Annotated in this window: 18 protein-coding genes; 12 read left to right on the plus strand and 6 right to left on the minus strand. The window is 46.3% G+C overall.

The genetic code is table 11. The features are described from left to right. The first annotated feature begins 56 nt into the window (after window positions 1-56). Genes B6N13_RS00655 through B6N13_RS00675 form a run of 5 tightly spaced genes read left to right on the plus strand, consistent with a single transcriptional unit; the run spans window position 57 to window position 6221 of the window. Window positions 57-1283: an amidase gene (locus B6N13_RS00655; protein WP_169458144.1), complete on the plus strand. Its 1227-nt coding sequence runs from the start codon at window positions 57-59 to the stop codon at window positions 1281-1283. Next, complete coding sequence (locus tag B6N13_RS00660; protein WP_169458145.1) at window positions 1280-2932, plus strand: gamma-glutamyltransferase; 1653 nt, start codon at window positions 1280-1282, stop codon at window positions 2930-2932. Before B6N13_RS00655 ends, B6N13_RS00660 begins: the two co-directional genes overlap by 4 nt. Window positions 2933-2946: 14 nt before the next feature. Then, window positions 2947-3765, plus strand: a complete 819-nt coding sequence (locus B6N13_RS00665; RefSeq protein WP_011978285.1) for a sulfite exporter TauE/SafE family protein — start codon at window positions 2947-2949, stop codon at window positions 3763-3765. A gap of 9 nt (window positions 3766-3774) precedes the next feature. After that, window positions 3775-4995, plus strand: coding sequence for an alanine--glyoxylate aminotransferase family protein (locus tag B6N13_RS00670; RefSeq protein ID WP_169458146.1), 1221 nt, complete (start codon window positions 3775-3777; stop codon window positions 4993-4995). Then, window positions 4995-6221 (plus strand): allantoate amidohydrolase, encoded by a 1227-nt coding sequence (locus tag B6N13_RS00675; protein WP_169458147.1) that lies wholly within the window; start codon window positions 4995-4997, stop codon window positions 6219-6221. Before B6N13_RS00670 ends, B6N13_RS00675 begins: the two co-directional genes overlap by 1 nt. Before the next feature lie 191 nt (window positions 6222-6412). On the opposite strand, the gene B6N13_RS00680 is transcribed toward B6N13_RS00675, so the two are convergent. Then, a complete protein-coding gene (locus B6N13_RS00680; protein WP_157035925.1) occupies window positions 6413-6640 on the minus strand; it encodes a hypothetical protein in 228 nt (75 codons plus the stop codon). Window positions 6641-6758: 118 nt separating this feature from the next. On the opposite strand from B6N13_RS00680, the gene B6N13_RS00685 reads away from it, so the two are divergent. Further along, window positions 6759-7124 carry a cupin domain-containing protein gene (locus tag B6N13_RS00685; RefSeq protein ID WP_169458148.1) on the plus strand — a complete coding sequence of 122 codons (366 nt, stop codon included), beginning with the start codon at window positions 6759-6761 and terminating at the stop codon, window positions 7122-7124. 38 nt (window positions 7125-7162) lie between these two features. Here B6N13_RS00685 and B6N13_RS23245 read toward each other — a convergent pair whose 3' ends face one another. The 5 genes from B6N13_RS23245 to B6N13_RS00710 all read right to left on the minus strand — a co-directional run bounded on the left by B6N13_RS23245 (window position 7163) and on the right by B6N13_RS00710 (window position 12738). Beyond that, window positions 7163-8233: a methyl-accepting chemotaxis protein gene (locus tag B6N13_RS23245; protein ID WP_169458149.1), complete on the minus strand. Its 1071-nt coding sequence runs from the start codon at window positions 8231-8233 to the stop codon at window positions 7163-7165. Between the two features lie 113 nt (window positions 8234-8346). Continuing rightward, a complete protein-coding gene (locus tag B6N13_RS00695; protein ID WP_011978290.1) occupies window positions 8347-9741 on the minus strand; it encodes an APC family permease in 1395 nt (464 codons plus the stop codon). Between the two features lie 55 nt (window positions 9742-9796). After that, entirely contained in the window at window positions 9797-11089 is a 1293-nt protein-coding gene (locus B6N13_RS00700) for an FAD-binding oxidoreductase (RefSeq protein WP_169458150.1), read from the minus strand. Window positions 11090-11121: 32 nt separating this feature from the next. Further along, window positions 11122-11544, minus strand: coding sequence for a RidA family protein (locus B6N13_RS00705; RefSeq protein WP_169458151.1), 423 nt, complete (start codon window positions 11542-11544; stop codon window positions 11122-11124). A gap of 45 nt (window positions 11545-11589) precedes the next feature. Further along, the gene (locus B6N13_RS00710; protein WP_169458152.1) at window positions 11590-12738 is read right to left on the minus strand and encodes a tyramine oxidase subunit B; all 1149 of its coding nucleotides are present in this window, start codon (window positions 12736-12738) and stop codon (window positions 11590-11592) included. A gap of 235 nt (window positions 12739-12973) precedes the next feature. On the opposite strand from B6N13_RS00710, the gene B6N13_RS00715 reads away from it, so the two are divergent. From B6N13_RS00715 to B6N13_RS00740, 6 genes are all read left to right on the plus strand, one after another. Further along, entirely contained in the window at window positions 12974-13807 is an 834-nt protein-coding gene (locus B6N13_RS00715) for a helix-turn-helix domain-containing protein (protein WP_169458153.1), read from the plus strand. Between the two features lie 216 nt (window positions 13808-14023). Continuing rightward, entirely contained in the window at window positions 14024-14950 is a 927-nt protein-coding gene (locus B6N13_RS00720; protein WP_169458154.1) for an iron-siderophore ABC transporter substrate-binding protein, read from the plus strand. Between the two features lie 25 nt (window positions 14951-14975). Then, on the plus strand, window positions 14976-15986 hold the full coding sequence (locus tag B6N13_RS00725; protein WP_169458155.1) for an iron ABC transporter permease: 1011 nt from the start codon (window positions 14976-14978) through the stop codon (window positions 15984-15986). Next, entirely contained in the window at window positions 15979-17010 is a 1032-nt protein-coding gene (locus tag B6N13_RS00730) for an iron ABC transporter permease (RefSeq protein ID WP_169458156.1), read from the plus strand. The genes B6N13_RS00725 and B6N13_RS00730 overlap by 8 nt, the downstream gene beginning before the upstream one ends. A gap of 30 nt (window positions 17011-17040) precedes the next feature. Next, the gene (locus B6N13_RS00735) at window positions 17041-17901 is read left to right on the plus strand and encodes an ABC transporter ATP-binding protein (protein ID WP_011978298.1); all 861 of its coding nucleotides are present in this window, start codon (window positions 17041-17043) and stop codon (window positions 17899-17901) included. Next, entirely contained in the window at window positions 17894-18697 is an 804-nt protein-coding gene (locus B6N13_RS00740) for an IucA/IucC family C-terminal-domain containing protein (protein ID WP_169458157.1), read from the plus strand. Before B6N13_RS00735 ends, B6N13_RS00740 begins: the two co-directional genes overlap by 8 nt. The last annotated feature ends 15 nt before the right edge of the window (window positions 18698-18712 follow it).

An 18712-nucleotide genomic window follows, 5' to 3' on the forward strand; every position in this document is an offset into this window, starting at 1 on the left:
CAGTTGACAGAGTTGTGAAACGATTGTTTCATATGTGCTAATCAAGCGGAGGACATATGAAACATTTCATGGTGCAAAATCCATTTATTAGTCTTAAGGCATTCAATCAAAGCGAAACCTCTTGGCAGCAGAATTCATCTGCCGATTCTGCTTTGCCATTAAGCGGTTTGCGTCTGGCGGTGAAAGATTTGTTTCATATGGCAGGGCTGCCAACTTCCGCAGGTAATCCAACTTGGCTTGCTACTCACCCTATCCCAACAAAAACGGCTTCCAGCGTTAGCGCTTTGCTGAGTGAAGGGGCTATTTTTTGCGGTAAAACCATTACTGACGAGTTGGCTTACAGTCTTAATGGACAAAACATTCATTACGGAACACCCTCAAATCCGGTGACACCAGATCGTCTCCCAGGCGGGTCGTCATCGGGTTCGGCGGTGGCTGTGTCATCAGGTCTTGCTGACATAGGCTTAGGCACAGACACGGGCGGTTCGATTCGAGTGCCTGCTAGTTACAGTGGTTTGTTTGGATTACGCCCGACATATGGTGTCATTCCGTCCGATAACATGGTTGCACTTGCTCCCTCTTTCGATACGGTGGGTTGGCTCACGAAAGACTTAACTACGTTAGAAAAAACAGCTAGCGTTTTGCTTAAAAGCAAAACACCTAAAAGATTTAATAACATCTTGATAGCTAAGAATTTAATCGATCAAGTTGAGCACGTGAAAGAAATTAATGCTCAGCTGCAAAGTTGGCGTGATCAAGGTCGTCTTGTCAAAGAGTCCTCCATCGTTATCGATACCAAAGCCTGGAAAACCAGTGAAACCTTTCGAACATTGCAGGGCGCAGAAATCTGGCACGAACATGGCAAATGGATTAAGAGTCTAGAAAACCTCGAGGGCGTTGATGCCTCGGCGGTATTTGCGCCAGACATTCAATCTCGTTTTGATTGGTCGAAAAGCATTTCGGCAGCCGATGTGGCGACCGCGCAGCAACAAAGACAGCGATTCGTTGATTGGCTAGAACAGGAAATCGAAGGGGCTGTGTTAATCATCCCGACTACTCCCGGTTTAGCGCCTTTGTTTGATGCGGCGGAAGATGAATTAGCGGCTTATCGCAACCAGTTAATGGACATCACTGCCATTGCTGGATTGGCTGGATTGCCGCAATTGCATTTACCGGTTTGTACCTTAGATGGCGCGCCATGTGGCTTGTCCTTAGTGGGTGCTAAAGGGACAGATTTAGCGCTGATAGAATTCGCAAAACACTTAATGGAGTCGGCGTCATGAGTACTTTGAATCCCAATAATGACTCACACACGAATAACATAAAAAATAACGATATTGCGTTTACTGCGCCCCATTTTAAAGCCACCGAAGCAGGGCAAAAAATCCTTGCGCAAGGTGGTACAGCGATAGAGGCCATGGTGGCGGCTGCGGCGGCGATTGCCGTGGTGTATCCCCATATGAATGGCTTGGGCGGAGATGGTTTTTGGTTGATTAGTGAGCCGGGTAAAAAGCCAATTGGCATTGATGCTTCTGGAAAATCAGCCGCATTGGCCACATTGGATTTTTATTGCGGGCACGACAGCATTCCAGCGCGAGGCGGCAAAGCGGCTTTGACTATGGCGGGTGCTGTGGCTGGCTGGCAAGAAGCCTTGGCCGTCAGCCAAACGTGGCAAGCCGTCTCCAACGCACAAAACATGCCCTTAACTTGCTTGTTGGAAGACGCTATTGAGTTAGCGAAAAACGGCAGTGAGGTAACAAAAACCTACCTTGATGCGAGCAACAAAACCTTCGCCGATTTGGTCAGTGTTCAAGGTTTTGCTTCGACATTTTTAAAGCAGGGCAGCCTGTATGAACAGGGTGATAACTTGACCTTGCCAGTACTGGCACAAACGCTGGAACAACTTGCTGAAAAGGGTTTAAACGATTTTTATCAGGGCGATATTGCCGAGCGCTTAGCGAAAGATTTGGCGACGGCAGGGTCTCCGATTCGTTTAACAGACTTTCATTCTTATCAGGCAAAACGAGTAGAACCTTTGCAGGTCAAAACCAGCGTCGGCTCTCTTTATAATCTGCCTGCGCCGACACAAGGCATCGCATCTTTATTGATTTTGGCCTTGTATGACAAGTTGTATACGCAAGGGAAAAGTGCCACAGACATGGCGCATTTGTTGATTGAATGTACCAAACAAGCCTTTATCGCTCGTAACCAATTTGTGACTGACGAATCTCGTCTAGCAATGGATTTATCGTCTTTATTGGATGACGAACAGCTAGAAAAAATGTGCCACGAAATCGCCTTAGAGCGAGCGCAAGCTTGGCCACATCAAGCCAAACATGGCGACACCATTTGGATGGGCGCGTGTGACAGCGAAGGGCGCATGGTCAGCTACATTCAAAGTTTGTACTGGGAATTCGGCAGTGGTGTGGTCAGTCCTTCGACTGGCATTGTGTGGAACAACCGCGGCTCGTCGTTTTCTCTTGAGAAAGGTTCTTTGCAAGAGCTGGGGCCGAATTTAAAACCCTTTCATACCTTGAATCCTGCGTTCGCTGAGTTGAACGATGGTCGTCGTATGAGTTACGGCACCATGGGTGGCGAAGGTCAGCCACAGACTCAAGCAGCCTTGTTTAGTCGTTATGTTTATCATCAAATGCCATTGGCGCAAGCCATCAGCGAAGGCCGTTGGTTGCTGGGGCGTACTTGGGGCGACGTTAGCCATAATTTGAAAATCGAAAGGGATTTTGCCGATATGGTCGCAGAAGAACTGGTTAATCGCGGTCATGACTTGGTGGTCGTTGATTCGTGTAATGAATTAATGGGTCATGCCGGTGCAGTGGTGCTTCATAACGAAGGTCACACCGAAGCCGCGACAGATCCACGCAGTGATGGCTTGGCCATCGACAGTCATTTTATTCGTAACAATCTCATTTAGGAGCAAACAGAAACATGTCATTCATAATGGAAAACTATTCCATGATTCTCGCCATGATGGCAACTGGTGTAGTAGGTGGAATCTTAGCCGGTTTGTTAGGCGTTGGCGGCGGTATTGTTATCGTGCCTGTGTTGTATTTCTTGTACCAAGGTATGGGCGTTAGTGCGGATTCTGCCATGTTAGTTGCCACAGCGACCTCATTGGCAACCATTATTCCTACTTCAATCAGTTCGATCCGCTCCCATAAGGCCAAAGGTAATGTGGATTTCGATTTGCTGAAGCGTTGGGGCTTTTTCATCTTCGCTGGTGTAATGGTGGGGAGTTTTGTCGTAACGCGTGTGGATGGTCAATGGTTGTCCTTGCTGTTTGGCGTTATTGCTACTTTATCTGCGCTAAATATGTTGCTGGGTAAAAAAGACAGCGTGTTCAAATCCTTGCCTGGTAATGCTGGCCAAAGTGTTATGGCCACTTGCATTGGCTTTTTCAGCTCTATGGTGGGCATTGGTGGCGGTACGCTGACGGTGCCGACTCTGACGTTTTGTAACTACCCAGCCCATCGCGCAGTCGGTACGGCCGCAGCGGTTGGCTTGATCATTTCATTACCAGCCGCATTAACCATGCTGATTTTTGGTCAAAGTCCTGTTGATGCACCTTATGGCACAGTGGGCTTAGTTAACTTAATTGGCGTTATTTGCATCATTCCATTGACGGTTTTGTTTGCACCTGTTGGCGCGGGATTAGCTCATCGTTTAGATGCTTCTAAGTTGAAGAAAGTCTTCGCTGTTGTGTTGATATTCACTGGCATCAAGATGCTTTATCAGGTTTTAGGTTAGGAGATTATTATGCAGCCACTTTCATTGCCGCCAAGACTTCTTATGGGCCCAGGTCCAATTAACTGCTATCCACGCGTGTTGTCAGCGATGTCGACTCAGTTAGTGGGGCAATACGACCCAAGCATGACCAGCTACATGAATGAAGTCATGGAATTGTATCGCCGTGTTTTTAATACTCAGAACCAGCAAACTTTTTTGATCGATGGCACGTCTCGTGCGGGTATCGAAGCCGCTTTGGTGTCTTGTTTGGAACCGGGCGACAAAGTATTGATTCCTATTTTTGGTCGTTTCGGTCACTTGTTGGCTGAAATTGCTGAACGCGCCGATGCGGAAGTTCACACCATCGAAGTGCCTTGGGGGGAAGTGTTTGATCCTCAGCAAATCGAAGACGCCATTAAGAAAGTGCAGCCTAAATTATTGGCGATTGTTCAGGGCGACACTTCAACCACCATGTTCCAACCTTTGGAAGAGTTAGGTGATATTTGTCGCGCTCACGATGTGTTGTTCTACACCGATGCCACGGCGTCAATTGGTGGCAACCCGTTGGAAGTAGACGCATGGAAAATCGATGCGGTGTCTGTTGGTTTGCAAAAATGTTTGGGTGGCCCATCAGGTAGTGCGCCGATTACTTTGAGTGATCGTTTTGTGTCTTGCGTGCGCAAGCGTGCCCATGTGGAAGCAGGGATTCGTGATGCTCATCATCAAGGGTCATCTGGCATGCGTATTCGCTCTAACTATTTTGATCTACCTATGATTATGGATTACTGGGGAGAAGAGCGTCTGAATCACCATACGGAAGCCGCCACCATGTTGTTTGGCTCCCGTGAGTGTGCGATCCAGTTGCTTACCGAAGGTCAGGATGCGGTGATTAAACGCCATCAATTGGCTGGTAACGCTATGTTACAAGGTGTGATTGCGATGGGCTTGCAGCCGTTCGGAAATCTTAAACACAAGATGAGCAACGTGGTTGGCGTTAATATTCCAGAGCAAGTAAATGGTGAGCAAGTTCGCCATGATTTACTGAACATCTTTAATATCGAAATCGGCACCAGCTTTGGTCCATTAAAAGGCAAGGTGTGGCGTATTGGCACCATGGGCTACAACGCTCGCCAAGATGCGGTATTGCATACTTTGCAGTCACTGGAAACCGTACTTCGTCGCGCTGGTTTTGCGTTACCTGCTGGTGCAGCGGTAGACGCAGCAATGGCTGTCTACAATGGAGATAAATAATGATTGATTGCAACAATCTCGCTCAGCTGGTCATGGACCGCTGTGACGAACTTGGCAAAATCAGTCAAAGCGACGATTGCCTAGATCGTCGCTATCTCACCAAGGAACACAAACAAGCCAATGGACTGGTGGGCGGCTGGATGCAAGAAGCAGGTATGCACACTTGGCAGGACGCCGCCGGTAACCTTTGGGGACGCTGGGAAGCCGCTGATCCACAAGCGCCTCGCTTTATCATGGGCAGTCATTTGGATACCGTGCCAAACGGCGGTCAATACGATGGCATGCTGGGTGTTATCACGCCGGTGACCTTGATCGGTGCTATGCAAAAAGCGGGAATCCGTTTGCCATTTCATCTTGATGTGGTGGGATTCGGGGATGAGGAAGGCACGCGTTTTAGTTCTACTTTGTTGGGAAGTCGTGCCTTGACGGGTCAATGGCCTGAGAGTTGGGCGGATTTAACGGACAGTGATGGCATTAGTTTGTCTCAAGCCCTTAAAGACTTTGGTTCGGACTTTGCGAACATTCCCAATGCGACCATATCGACGGACAACTTGCTTGGTTACCTTGAGTTGCATATTGAACAAGGGCCAGTATTAGAAAGTTTGGATTTGCCCGTCGGTGTCGTGAGCGCCATCGCAGGAGCGAAACGCTTCGAGTTTAATGTTACTGGTATGGCGGGACACGCAGGCACGGTTCCAATGAATCTGCGACAGGATGCTCTTTGTGCCAGCAGTGAAATGATTTTGGCAATAGAGAAAGTCGCACAGCAGCATGGCATTGTGGCTACAGTAGGCCGTATTCAGAATCGCCCTAATGGTGTGAACGTGATTTCGGGTAACACGGGATTTTCTCTTGATATTCGTAGCGAATTTGATGACAAACGCGATGTGGCTCTGGATGAAATTTTGCAGCAATTAGACGCCATTGCGGCTCGCCGGAATGTCCGTATTGAACGCAAAGCCACTCATGCAGCCAATGCGGTTCATTGCGACGAAAAACTGCAAAGTAAACTGCGCAACGCCATTGAAGCGCAAAGTATGGCTGTTCATACCTTGTTCTCAGGAGCGGGTCATGATGCCATGGCGATTGCGGATATTTGCCCTGTGGCAATGCTGTTTATGCGTTGCGATAAAGGCATTAGTCATCATCCAGCGGAAGCCATTGATACGCCAGATGTGGCGGTGACCTTGGCGGTGTTGAACCACACATTACAGAATTTGGCCTAACGTTTTTTGTGGCTACTCTGCATAACGCCTCGCTCCTTCTGTACTTTATCCAGAATCACGCCTCGCTCCTTCTGTGCTTTACCCAGTATCACGCCTCGCTCCCCGAGCAGGCTCGAAGAATCGCTCTGGCGTGATTCTGGGTTCAGTGAGTAGACGTTTAAGAATTGAATAAACCGAAGCAAACTCGTAGGTCAGATGAGACGAGGAACGAGGCGTGATCTGACGGTTGAAGAGGCATGAGATGATTGAAAATGGCACATGACGCCTCGCTCCTTTTGTTCTTCAACCAGAATCACGCCTCGCTCCCCGAGCAGGCTCGAAGAATCGCTCTGGCGTGATTCTGGGTTCAGTGAGTAAGCGGTTGAAGAATCGCTCTGGCGTAATTCTGGGTTAAGTGAGTAGTTTTGCATTCGATGCATACACGACGAAAAGCTTCCATGCGTTTAATTGGCGCTGACGTGTCGAGGAACGAGACAATACGCAAGCCAATTGAATTGCATGGAGGCTAATGATTTACGATAAATAGAGGAATACTTGATGAAATTCACGCGCATTTTTAACGACGATCAGGGTAAAAGCCATTTTGGCGAGATAAATCTGGATGTTCGAGATGGCGGTGCCATTGGTTTTTTGTCTGAGCGTTTTCCAGCGGGTGAGATGATTTTCCGTGAAACCCCAAGTGATTACGATTTTAAATGGCATCCAGCGCCACAGCGTCAGTTTCTCTTCATCATCAAGGGGCGTTGTGAGTTTAAGGTGTCTTCAGGTGAAACTCGTCAATTCGGTGCAGGGGATGTGGTCTTGCTTGAAGATACACAAGGCGAAGGCCATTGCAGCAAAGCGTTATTTAATGAAGTTAGGCACTCGATTTTTGTCACTGTGCCAGACGATGTGGTGTTTTAAATACAGGTGAAAAAAGCAAAGGGCGCAATGCCCTTTGCTTATAAGTGAGAGAATAAATAGGTTTGCGATTCTTTTAGTCGCTGATGTATCCCATTGATATGTTTTTCCATCTCTATTTGTAGTTGGGCTAATTTCTCAATGTCACTGGGACTGGTTTGCATCATGGTCTGTGCCAATGCATCCAATTGCTCGAACTCGCCAGCCATGTTGATGAAGCTGGACGTATGTCTAAAATCGAATTCGTTATCTGTGCCATTGAAGTACCAATCTGCAGCGGCCGTTTCGCGCACGTTTATCATGGTGTTCTTACCTTTTATGACATTGATCAGGCAGCTTGTCTGCCAGTTGTTCAGTTCCAGCAATGATGCTGAAACGTGAGAATATGCCATGGATTTATAGCTCGCTTCCATGAGGCTTTGTGTGCTTTCGGCGGTTTTATTGAACGAGTGATTGAGGTTTTCACAGGTTTGGCTAACGCGTAATGTATTTTCATGTAGCTTTTCGATCTGCTGGCTAACTTTGATCGTACGGTTATCGATACGATTTACCAAGGCGGAAATCTGTTCGCTGGAATCTTTGGCTTTGGTGGCCAAGGTTCTGACTTCATCGGCTACCACGGCAAAGCCTCGGCCATGCTCTCCCGCCCTTGCGGCTTCGATAGCGGCGTTAAGTGCTAATAAGTTAGTTTGTTCAGAGATGCTTTGGATGGTGTTGGTAAAGCCTTTGATTTCATTGGCAATATCTTTGAGTCCATTAACATCTTCTAGGCTGAGTTGCGTTTGGCCAGCAATCTCATTGAGTGACGTTGAGAGTTGGTTAATGTCCGCTTTGTTTTTCTCAATCTCTGCATTGCTGCCTTCTGCTGCACTCATGGGCTCGAATAATAGTTCTAACACCTGATTTATGGCAGCAAAGGATTCTTGGTTGATATTTCTTTGTGGCAGGAAAAAACGGTTATCGAGCTGAGTAGCTGGTGCTTCTGATATGTTTCTGAGTGATTCAATGGTCGCGGTCAGTTCAGACATATCTGTTTCAAGAGCCTGTTTTTCAGCGGTTACTTGAGTTAATTCATTTTCTAAGGCTTGGAAGCGCTTTTTGTTTAACCACATAGACAGTCCTTACTAGGAGCGGTGAGAATGAATAGTTTATTCAGCAAAAAAATACCAACTGTAAAAAACAACGCCGTTTAGGGCGGCGTTGGTTGATCAAAATGGTGATTTATTTATTTTGAGTCAGGCTCAAATAAGCCACGTTTCATGAAAAACTTCACCCATATCGCGCCAATCACACACAATACCAGCAATATACCACCGGTGATGCTATACACCATTTCGGTCATTTCTGGTGACGGTGAGTTGTTCAAGGCAACATATAGCATGGCCGCAATACCTAAAATTTGTGGTAATGGGTAGAAAGGTGTGCGGTATGGGCGAGGGTGATCAGGCATACGCTTACGCAGTACGATGACATTGATATGGGCGACGATGTAAGCCAAAAGCCAGCTGGTGGTCGCCGCAATAACAAGCGTTATAAGTGAGTCAATACCCAAACTAAAGTATGGAATGGTTGTTAAGCCAGTGATCATTAGGATGCCAACCCAAGGTGCATCAAAGCGGTTTTTCGCTTTGAGTTGTGGGAAAGCTTGGCCTTGTTCAGCCATGCCTTGCAACATTCTAGGAACAGCAGCAAGTACCGTGTTCATGGTGCAACATGTTGCAGCTAAGCCCATGGCAGTTGCAATGATCAATCCACTTTTACCAAATACGGCATTGGCGTAGTCCAAGAAAGGCAGAGGCGAGCCGACAAGCTCATCCACGTTGAGATACAGGCTTGCTCCATACACAAAAGCAGTAAATATGAAGAAAATCATAAACAATGATAAGTGCATAGAACGCGGAATATTTTGATGAGGATTTTTTACCTCTTTAATCATAGGGCAAATGAATTCTACCCCAACCATGGTCCACAAGGCTAAACCCACTAAACCGATAAAGCTGCCATCTAATACACCAGCAAATCCCCAGTCTACGGTCGCTCCCGCAAGAACAGGATGAGGCTCGCTGGTGCCAGAAATAGCAACAACACCCGTAAGAATAAGGGCACTAACCAAGATAAACGCAAGAACGTTTTGTATGCGCGCAAATACGTCTGTACCTATTAGGTTGGTTGCAGTGAAAAGCAACAAGATAAGCAATGGACCGACTTTTTCTGGTAGAAGGCCAGGTAGTAGCTGACTCAGCATGGCATCGACCAGAAACATTTCGACTGGTATCGCTAAAACTGCAACGACGACGTAGCCTGCAAATACTGACACAATGGCTGGAAAGTGTCCTATTGCCTTTTGCGTATAGGTTGCCAGTGTTCCTTTTTCTGGGAACATTAGTGACAACTCAGCAAAGCTCATGGCATTGAATTGCGCCAATATTAAGGCGGTTATCATGGCAAAGATAAAACCCATGCCGCCGATCCCGATACCTTGCAATGCTGAAATCATAGAACCTTGCACAATAACTAAGCCAATACAAATAGCCATCATAGTTGGCAAGCCTAATTTTTGAATTTTTGTCGCTGATTTGTCAGCTGTCATTATTGTTCCTACATTTGTGATATCGCTCATGGCTTTGTTCCTCGTTTGAGTAAAACGTTATTACGATTTCAGCTCTTTTATAATTTCATAGTCGTGTAAACCGGTATGGCTTGGGATCTATGAGGGGTTCCACTCCAGACACAAGGTCAGCTGCCAGTTGCCCTGCCGCTGGCCCAGTGCCAAATCCATGCCCTGAAAAGCCAGTCGCTATCGTCAATCCGGGGATATCTTCGATATGGTCAATAACAGGGTTTGAATCGGGTGTTACATCAATCACGCCAGCCCAAGCCTCTTCTATTTGTGCTTGGTTAAAGATTGGCCAAGCGTTGCGTAGGTTGGTGAGGGCTTCGTGATTCAGGTCTGGATTAGCAGCAGGGTCCATGGTGCGGATCTTCTCAAACGGTGAACGGCTGTTTGCCGTCCAACGCCGCGCTAGTCCAAGATCTTTGAAAAACTCGCGTCCAAACGAGGTGCGTAAAAAGCTACGTTGGGCGCGAAGTTGGCTAAGGTAGCGCCAGCCAATAAGCAAATGATCTAGAGTGATGTGGGCATCCAAAGCACCTCGTTGGGTGATAATGAAGCCGCCATCTTTATGTTTTCTAAAGGAAAAATCTGGCCCACCGACGGAAATATCGGTTGGGCCATCCATTGGTTTGGTTCTTAGTACGGAGCAAACCAAAGGCAGTGTCGGTAAAGAAATACCGTGATTGCCTAAAAAGCGACGAGACCATGCACCGCCAGCCAGCAAGACTTGTGAGCAGCGTATTTCTCCCTTTTCTGTGACCACGCCACTGATCTTACCTGCGGTGGTTGAAAGGGTTCGAACAGCACAGTTTTGTACTAGGATGGCGCCTTTTTCAATAGCGGCTTTCGCCATCGCGGGAACAGCAATGGAGGGCTCGGCACGACCGTCGGAAGGTGTGTAAATGCCACCTTCCCACTTGCCTTGTCCACCAGGAACATGCTGATCTATTTCCTGCGAGCTGAGCATTTTTGAGTCCAGTGAAAGGGAATCGACGGATTTTAACCAGCCTTCATGCATGGCCATTTGTTCTTCTGTTTTTGCTAAGAACATAATGCCAGACTGCTTGTAACCAACAGATTGGCCAATACGTTCTGGCATTTCCGCCCAAAGCTTATCCGCCGCTAATGCCAAAGGAACGTCTTCAAAATGACGGCTGGTTTTGCGTATCCAGCCTAAGTTGCGTGACGATTGCTCTCCAGCAATATGGCCTTTTTCAATCAAGACCACGGGAATATTACGCTCAGCTAACGTTAATGCGGCCGTTACACCAATTACGCCACCGCCGATAATAACCACGGTTGTGGACTCCGGTAACTGGTCGGTTGTATGCACTGCATCAAGTGTTTTTGTCATGGCTCGTATCCTAAATTAGGCGCAATATGCCGTTATTTGGCGGTATTAATGATTTCAACTTCTGCATTGGAGGCACCACGGAAAGCAGTTACTTCCAACTCCATTTTGTAGATAGTTGAACCAAGTGGTGGACAGGTCACCGTAGTGGCAGGGTCGATGCCACGGAACTTTTCACCAATTAACGTCATGACGGCTTCTGTGTCTGCTGGTTTTTGGATAAACACTCGTGACATGACTACATCTGCGAGGCTTGAACCAACCGCTTTAAGCGCTGCTTCAACGTTGCTGAATACTTGGTGAGTTTGTTCTAGTACATCGTCTGGAATTTCTTTTGTTTCAGGGTTTCGGCCAGCCGTGTTGGATACAAATATCCAATTATCGACGCTTACTAAGCGCGAGTAGCTGCTTATTTCTTCTAGTTTTGAACCTGTTTTTACTTTTACTATCTTGGTCATGGCTGTCTTCTTAAAATCTAATATTTGGAATGAAAGGAGGTGTGGTTATCGCAAAACTGGTGTTTCCCAAAGGTTTAACTTCACGCCAATGTTTTGTGCGATTGCGTTGCGATACACCTTGGTGGCCCAAGCGACGTCTTCTACTGGCATGCCACCGACTGACATAATGATGATTTCGTCATCATTTTTGCGGCCAGGAGCTTCACCCGCGGTGATTTTTCCGATGTCTTCTAGATCATCTAACGTGATTTTGCCTTCCGCGATCATGTCCATGAAGCGCACGCCTGGTAGAGGAATGTAGTTGTGAGCTGGCTTTGGTACTTCTTCGTACCATGCTTGGTAAAGGCCAGTGTTATCGAGTACTTTACGAACATCGTCTTGTTCCATGCCATCGTCTAGGCTGCAATAAGCTGGCATAACAAGGAAGGTTCCTGGTTTTACCCATTCGCGTTTTACAATTGGGTAAGTAGACGGGTCACCGGTTACGCCAGAGTTGCAGTAGGTCACTATGTCTGAACCACGAACGACTTCTTCTAAGGTGTCGACAATCTGAACATTGTTGATTTGTGGGAAGGTCTCATTGACCCATTCAATAAAGACATCAAGACTTTTTTGTCCGCGGCCTTTCACTTTAATCGTATCGATTTCAGGGCAAACTGCCATAAATGCTGCAACCGCTGTTTTACCCATCACTCCTGGCCCAAGTAGACCGATGACTTTAGAATTTTTGCGAGCAAGGTAGCGAGCACCAACGCCTGGAACTGCACCGGTACGGTACGCTGAAAGTAGGTTAGCTGACATGTAGGCCAATGGTGCGCCAGTGTCTGTATCACTTAAGATGAACATCAGGATTGAACGTGGTAAGCCTTTTTCGCGGTTCGCAATGTTCGATCCATACCATTTCACACCAGATGTTTGGAAGTCTCCACCAAGGTAAGCAGGCATCGCCATTAAGCGGCGGTCTGCGGTCGGTTTTGGCATAGTTGGAAACGGTGATTCGTCAGGGAAAGTGATCATGGCGCCGTGGGAATCGCTGTTTGGCCCAGCCATTCGGTAGTCACCTTTGTACAACAGAGTAAACATCTCGTCCATGGTGTCTACGCACTGGGGCATATCCATAACACCTGCTTTAATCATGTCTTGTTCAGAGAGATAGATAAAATCGATATTCGTGTTTTCAGAAGTTGTAGACATAACATCACCTTAAAAAATTTGGAGAGAAATCGTGTATTTCCGTGCTTGGCTCACGTTGTGGTTGCGCTGATGCAGAGCTTTTCAAGCAGCGGATGAATTTGATCCTAGAAGCTTAGATTTTTTCCGTATTGAATTTTTGCGACATGATGAAATAGATATTTTGCGCCCCGGAATTGGCATCTGCTTTGCAAAACTAAAAGATCGTTTTGATCATTTTGGTAAACAGGTGCGGATCATGTTGAAAGATTCTGTGTACGATCGAGTTTCAGGAATTCACTCCAAACAGCCTTGGTTTGTATTGGGTGCGGCACAGGATTTTTTGCTATATCACTCTGATATTCCTAGTATTTCTCACTTTTACAGTTTTGAAACAGATGTTTTAACAGAGCAGGTACTGGCTATTCCTGATGGCTGTGTGGATATTTTGTTTGATTGTGATGAACTTCGCCCAAGTGCCAAAGTGTGTGGAACAACGTTGGCTGCTAGCAACGCAGAATTTATTCCAAACCATAGATATTTTGGTGTGAGGTTTGCGCCAGGCGTGATTCCCGACTTTTTGGACGTGTCAGCCAATGAGCTTATTGAGCATCAGTTAAACTTTTTAGAGGTGGCGCCTAAGTTTTGTCACTTCTTCGAGCTTATTGTGCGTAGTAATGTATTTGCTGATCAGGTCGCGTTATTTGAAAAATTCTATTCTAATCAATCAACTAGACAGCCTTCGAAATTAACTTTACAGGCAATGGATGAGATTTTTATCCATAAAGGGAACATTCAAATACAAGATATAGCAGAGACAACTGGCTACACAACAAGAACCATCCAACGCCAATTCCGTGCAGATATGGGTATGTCGCCAAAAGCATTTAGCCGAATTATTCGTTGTCAGTCTGCCGTTTACGATATTAATCACAGTAAGGGAGTTACCTTTTCCGATCTGGCTTGTGATCTTGGTTTCAGTGACCAAGCACACTTTTTAAGAGAATTTAAAAAGCTAGTTAGCGTCACGCCATTAGACTACTTACAACGTGTTAAACAAGAAGCGTATGTTGGACGCTTGCGCTATTATTGAGCTTTGGTAAGACATTTATTGCTGTATCGCACAAGCGCTGTGCAATCCCTTCTCGCAATCGTCATTTTATTCTGATCTTTTTTATCGCGCTCTCACTTTTCTCACTTGTGTTTGATGGGTGACTTCTATCATTTTATCTATGGTTAATGATTATGAGGATGATAATTGTTATTATAACGCCTTATTTAAAAGAACAGTGGAAGGAAGCACCTTAAGATGCAGGTAAACCAAGTAAGAAAATGGGCATTTCTGCTGATAGCGTTTTTGCTGATTTTAGCGCCTGTAAATCAGGTGATGGCGTCAGAGAAAAAAACGATTATTCATGCGATGGGGAGTTCTGAGGTTCCCCAAAAAGTCTTACGTGTGGTGACCTTGTTTCAAGGAGCAACTGATTCTGTGGTGGCGTTAGGTGTGACGCCTGTTGGTGTGGTGGATTCTTGGGCGCAACAGCCAACTTATGAATATTTACGAGATGCTTTAAAGGGCGTCGCTCATGTGGGGTTGGAAACTCAACCGAATCTTGAGGCAATTGTGGCGTTAAAGCCAGATTTAATAATTGGCACCAAGTCTCGTCATGAAAAGATCTATCGTCAGTTATCGCAAATTGCTCCCACTGTGATGGCTGAGGATGTGTACGACTTTAAAACCACTTTAGATTTAACCGCCGAGGCTCTGAATAAACAAGAAAAAGGTAAGCAGGTTTGGGACGGTTTTCAACAGCGCATTACTAACTTCCATAATGTCATTAAAAAGCGAGAAGCGAACTGGCCACTAACCGCAGCGATTCTGAATATTCGTGCTGATCATTTACGCCTATATTTGAATCAAAGTTTTCCAGGTGTAGTGCTAAAGGAGATAGGTTTTAAATTCCCTTTGCCGAATGAAAATGGTTGGGGCGTGAAGCTGAAAACTAAAGAAGCCTTGCCGAGCGTGAATGCGGATGTGTTCTTTGTAATTTTACACTCTAATGATGCTGCCGTTAGACAAAACTACGATGTATGGCGTGCGCATCCGCTATGGAAAATGCTGACGGCTCCTAAAAATAAACAAGTGTATGAGGTAGATAATGTAGCTTGGTTGTTGTCTGGTGGAATTCTGGGGGCTAATAAAATTTTAGATCAGCTGTACCAAATCTACCAATAACCTAAGACTAATCGCTAGAGCATTTATGCACTTACACAGCAGCCACACTTTTAAATGGAGCTTTCTTGCTCTGTCTATTTTATGCCTGATGCTCTCCTTGTTGGGGAGCATTGCCTATGGACAATATGTCATTTCAGCTAAATCAGTTTGGACGGCGTTTTGGGCGTTTGATCCTCAATCGATAGATCACGTTATTATCCGTACCACGCGTTTATCCCGCGCTCTTGTTGCTTGTTTAGTAGGCTCAGCGTTGGCGGTTTCCGGTGTTTTGATGCAAGCGTTAACGCGTAATCCGCTGGCTTCACCGTCTATTTTTGGTGTCAACGCAGGTGCTGTGTTCTCCATCGTTTTGTTCTCGACCTTCTTTTCAGTTACTTCCTTGAATACTTTTTTATGGCTGGCTTTTTTGGGTGCGAGCGTGGCTGGGGCGTTAGTGTATGGACTCGGTAGTTTAGGCAAAGACGGACTATCTCCGGTTCGTATTGTGCTGTCTGGTGCTGCGATCTCGGCGCTGTTTATGGCTTTTACTCAAGGCATATTGGTTATTGGTCAAGAAGGTCTAGACAGTGTTTTGTTTTGGGTGGCTGGTTCTGTATCCGGTCGTGATTTGTCTATGGTGATGCCATTAGTGCCAGCTTTTGTTGCTGGTATTGTGTTGGCGATACTGGCGGCACCGCAGATCAATATTTTGTTGTCCGGTGACGATATAGCTAAAGGATTGGGGCAGAACACGGTGCTGATTAAAGTGGTGCTGAGCCTGCTGATTATTGGTTTGGCGGGTGGTTCGGTCGCGCTTGGCGGTAGCATTGGTTTTATCGGTTTGATGGTGCCGCATATGGTGCGTTCAGTGGTGGGTTATGATCATAAATGGCTAATTCCGTTAAGTGCTTTGTGGGGCGCTATTTTGTTGTTGTGTGCGGATGTGATCAGTCGTTTTGTAATCATGCCAGAAGAGGTGCCAATTGGTGTGACGACCGCGATTTTAGGCGCGCCTTTCTTTATTTATTTGGCGCGAAAAGGGGGCAAACGTGAGTAAGTCTTTTAGCATTCGTCACCGTTTGTTTTCATTTTCGACACCTGTTCGTTCTTTGTGGTCGATACTTGCTCTCCTCGTTTTTTTTCTTTCGATTATTTTGCTTTCCCTGTGTTTAGGTGAAGAGTTCATAGCTTTGCCGCAATTGTTTCAGGTACTGCTTGGAAAGGGTGGTCAGGCTGCGCAGTTTGTCGTGGAAACTTTGCGTATGCCTCGTGTACTGATGGCGGCCATGGTGGGCGCAGCGCTGGCTTCGTCTGGATTGGTGCTGCAATCCATGATACGCAATCCGCTGGCGTCACCAGACATTATTGGCATTACTGGCGGAGCCTCTGCCGCCGCGGTGTGTTTTCTGTCTTTTTTTGCGACTGCAATGGGGGTTATCTGGTTACCTGTTTTTGCCATCGCGGGTGCTTTGCTGGCGGCTTTGTTAATTTACGCGCTCGCTTGGAATAGTGGCGTGACGCCGATGCGATTGGTATTGGTTGGTATTGGTATTTCCTCGGCGATGGGCGCGGTGACGACCTTTGTTATTGCAGCCAGTCCGCTTTCTACCAGCATTACCGCGTATATCTGGCTAACGGGCAGTGTGTATGGCGCGAGTTGGATTGAGGTGAAAGCTTTGTTGCCGTGGTTGTTGATTTCATGGCCCTTGGCGTTTTATTTAGCGCGCCGAGTGAATACCCAAGAATTGGGTGATCAGTTAGCAACTGGGCTAGGAATTCCTGTGCAGCGCTTGCGTTTAATTCTGTTGTTTTTGAGTGTGATTATGGCTGCACCTGCTATTGCTTATGCTGGTGCGGTGGGCTTTGTGGGTTTGATCGCACCACACATTGCCAGGCGTCTTGTTGTGCGGAGTTTTGCGCTTTTATTGCCTACCTCAGCCTTGGTGGGGGCTTGTTTGGTCATGCTGGCGGATTTATGTGGTCGTTTGTTGTTTCAGCCTTTGGACATTCCCGCTGGTGTGTTTGTGTCTGCTATTGGCGCGCCATTCTTTATTTATTTACTCTATCGACAGCGTTTCTGAGTCGGTTAGCTATATTGGGATTTTTTAATCATGAGTTTGTCTGAACATTCTTTAGTGGACGATAATTTATTCGCTCAAAGCCCATTAGAAAGTGTGGCGCTGTCTTTAGGTTATGAGAAAAAAACTATTATTAAGTCTTTGGATTTAGCTATTCAGTCGAACCAAATTACGGTGCTGGTAGGCGGCAATGGTTGTGGTAAATCTACCTTGTTGAAGTCGTTTGCCCGATTGTTGAAACCTTCGACTGGTCAGATTCTCCTGAATGGTGCAGATATTCATTCCTTGTCTGGAAAGGACGTGGCTCGCAAGCTGGCTATTCTTCCCCAAGGCCCTGTTGCGCCAGAAGGCTTGACGGTTGAGCTGTTGGTTCGTCAAGGCCGTTATCCTCATCAAAATTGGCTACAAAGCTGGACCGAAGACGACGAACGATTAGTGCGTAAAGCTTTACACGACACCAATATGACCGAGTTTGCAGATCGTTCCATTGATGCTTTGTCTGGTGGTCAGAGACAGCGTGCGTGGATTGCTATGGCGCTGGCACAGAATACCGATATTTTGTTATTGGATGAACCAACAACCTATTTGGATTTAACCCATCAGATAGAGATTCTTGATCTGCTGTTTGAGCTGAATGCGACCCAGAATACGACCATCTTAATGGTATTGCATGATCTGAACCTTGCTGCTCGTTACGCCCATAACATGATTGCTATTAAAGACGGTGCGGTTTTTTGCCAAGGCGCACCAGAGACGATTTTAGATCATGATATGGTGAAAGCTGTGTTTGATATGGAATGCCATATCAGTGCCGATCCACTGTTTGGTACGCCAATGTGTATTCCTTATGGGAAAGGACGCAAGGTCGACTCTCAGGCAGCTAAGCATGTTTAAACAAGCTCCTAAGCAAGCATTGCTTCCAGAAGAGTGGGACGTTTTGGCCGCATTCGGGCTTAAGGCTTACCAAGCGGATGAGCCACTGGCCATCGATTCTAGCAAGTTATTGGATGATGCTTTGTGCTTGGAAACATTACGCAATATCATGCCAGAACTCGGTGCGCCGAACCTGAAAGTCACGGCGTCATTAGTGATAAAGCGTGTGGCGTTTCTTACGTTGGCACCTGTCTTATACGCCATGTCTGGGTTTAATAAAGGCCTTGATGCTTCAATAGAAAACAGTGTCTTTGAATATCCGTTAGATAACAGAATTTGGCAGTCCAAGATGCCATTAAAAAATACATCGGTATCAGTGTTAGAACGTTCGGATAAAGAAGATCGAGCGGTATGGCGGCATGAGATCTTGAGCAAGGTATTTTCGGGGCATTTAACCTTATTGGTCGAGCAATTTTACCGCCTAACAAAAGTGTCTAGACGTATTCTTTGGGAAAATGTCGCAGTGCGGGTTTTTAGCATCTATGAACAACGTATTTTAGTGAGTGTGATAGAAGAGAAAAGAGCGACAGCGGAAGCAGATTATGCGTATCTGCTGGATAAAAGTACGACTGCATTGTTTGGCTTAAATGAAAACCCGCTGACGGTGTTTTATCAAGACAAGCAGTTAACGGCACTATCGGAAAACCCTGTTCGTGTTAGACGTACCTGTTGTTTTTACTACCAAGCTACTGAGCCGCCAGTGTATTGCGGTTCTTGTCCTTTGCCTTTGAAGAAAAAGAGAACAACCCTACCTTAATCCTCCCCTTGAAGA

The organism is Marinomonas sp. UCMA 3892 (assembly GCF_012726345.1).
Classification (GTDB): Bacteria; Pseudomonadota; Gammaproteobacteria; order Pseudomonadales; family Marinomonadaceae; genus Marinomonas.

Excerpts from the sequence above, each read along its gene's own strand:
- B6N13_RS00655 (WP_169458144.1), top strand. The coding sequence starts at position 57 with ATGAAACATTTCATGGTGCAAAATCCATTTATTAGTCTTAAGGCATTC.
- B6N13_RS00660 (WP_169458145.1), top strand. The coding sequence starts at position 1,280 with ATGAGTACTTTGAATCCCAATAATGACTCACACACGAATAACATAAAA.
- B6N13_RS00665 (WP_011978285.1), top strand. The coding sequence starts at position 2,947 with ATGTCATTCATAATGGAAAACTATTCCATGATTCTCGCCATGATGGCA.
- B6N13_RS00670 (WP_169458146.1), top strand. The coding sequence starts at position 3,775 with ATGCAGCCACTTTCATTGCCGCCAAGACTTCTTATGGGCCCAGGTCCA.
- B6N13_RS00675 (WP_169458147.1), top strand. The coding sequence starts at position 4,995 with ATGATTGATTGCAACAATCTCGCTCAGCTGGTCATGGACCGCTGTGAC.
- B6N13_RS00680 (WP_157035925.1), bottom strand. The coding sequence starts at position 6,640 with ATGCATCGAATGCAAAACTACTCACTTAACCCAGAATTACGCCAGAGC.
- B6N13_RS00685 (WP_169458148.1), top strand. The coding sequence starts at position 6,759 with ATGAAATTCACGCGCATTTTTAACGACGATCAGGGTAAAAGCCATTTT.
- B6N13_RS23245 (WP_169458149.1), bottom strand. The coding sequence starts at position 8,233 with ATGTGGTTAAACAAAAAGCGCTTCCAAGCCTTAGAAAATGAATTAACT.
- B6N13_RS00695 (WP_011978290.1), bottom strand. The coding sequence starts at position 9,741 with ATGAGCGATATCACAAATGTAGGAACAATAATGACAGCTGACAAATCA.
- B6N13_RS00700 (WP_169458150.1), bottom strand. The coding sequence starts at position 11,089 with ATGACAAAAACACTTGATGCAGTGCATACAACCGACCAGTTACCGGAG.
- B6N13_RS00705 (WP_169458151.1), bottom strand. The coding sequence starts at position 11,544 with ATGACCAAGATAGTAAAAGTAAAAACAGGTTCAAAACTAGAAGAAATA.
- B6N13_RS00710 (WP_169458152.1), bottom strand. The coding sequence starts at position 12,738 with ATGTCTACAACTTCTGAAAACACGAATATCGATTTTATCTATCTCTCT.
- B6N13_RS00715 (WP_169458153.1), top strand. The coding sequence starts at position 12,974 with ATGTTGAAAGATTCTGTGTACGATCGAGTTTCAGGAATTCACTCCAAA.
- B6N13_RS00720 (WP_169458154.1), top strand. The coding sequence starts at position 14,024 with ATGCAGGTAAACCAAGTAAGAAAATGGGCATTTCTGCTGATAGCGTTT.
- B6N13_RS00725 (WP_169458155.1), top strand. The coding sequence starts at position 14,976 with ATGCACTTACACAGCAGCCACACTTTTAAATGGAGCTTTCTTGCTCTG.
- B6N13_RS00735 (WP_011978298.1), top strand. The coding sequence starts at position 17,041 with ATGAGTTTGTCTGAACATTCTTTAGTGGACGATAATTTATTCGCTCAA.
- B6N13_RS00740 (WP_169458157.1), top strand. The coding sequence starts at position 17,894 with ATGTTTAAACAAGCTCCTAAGCAAGCATTGCTTCCAGAAGAGTGGGAC.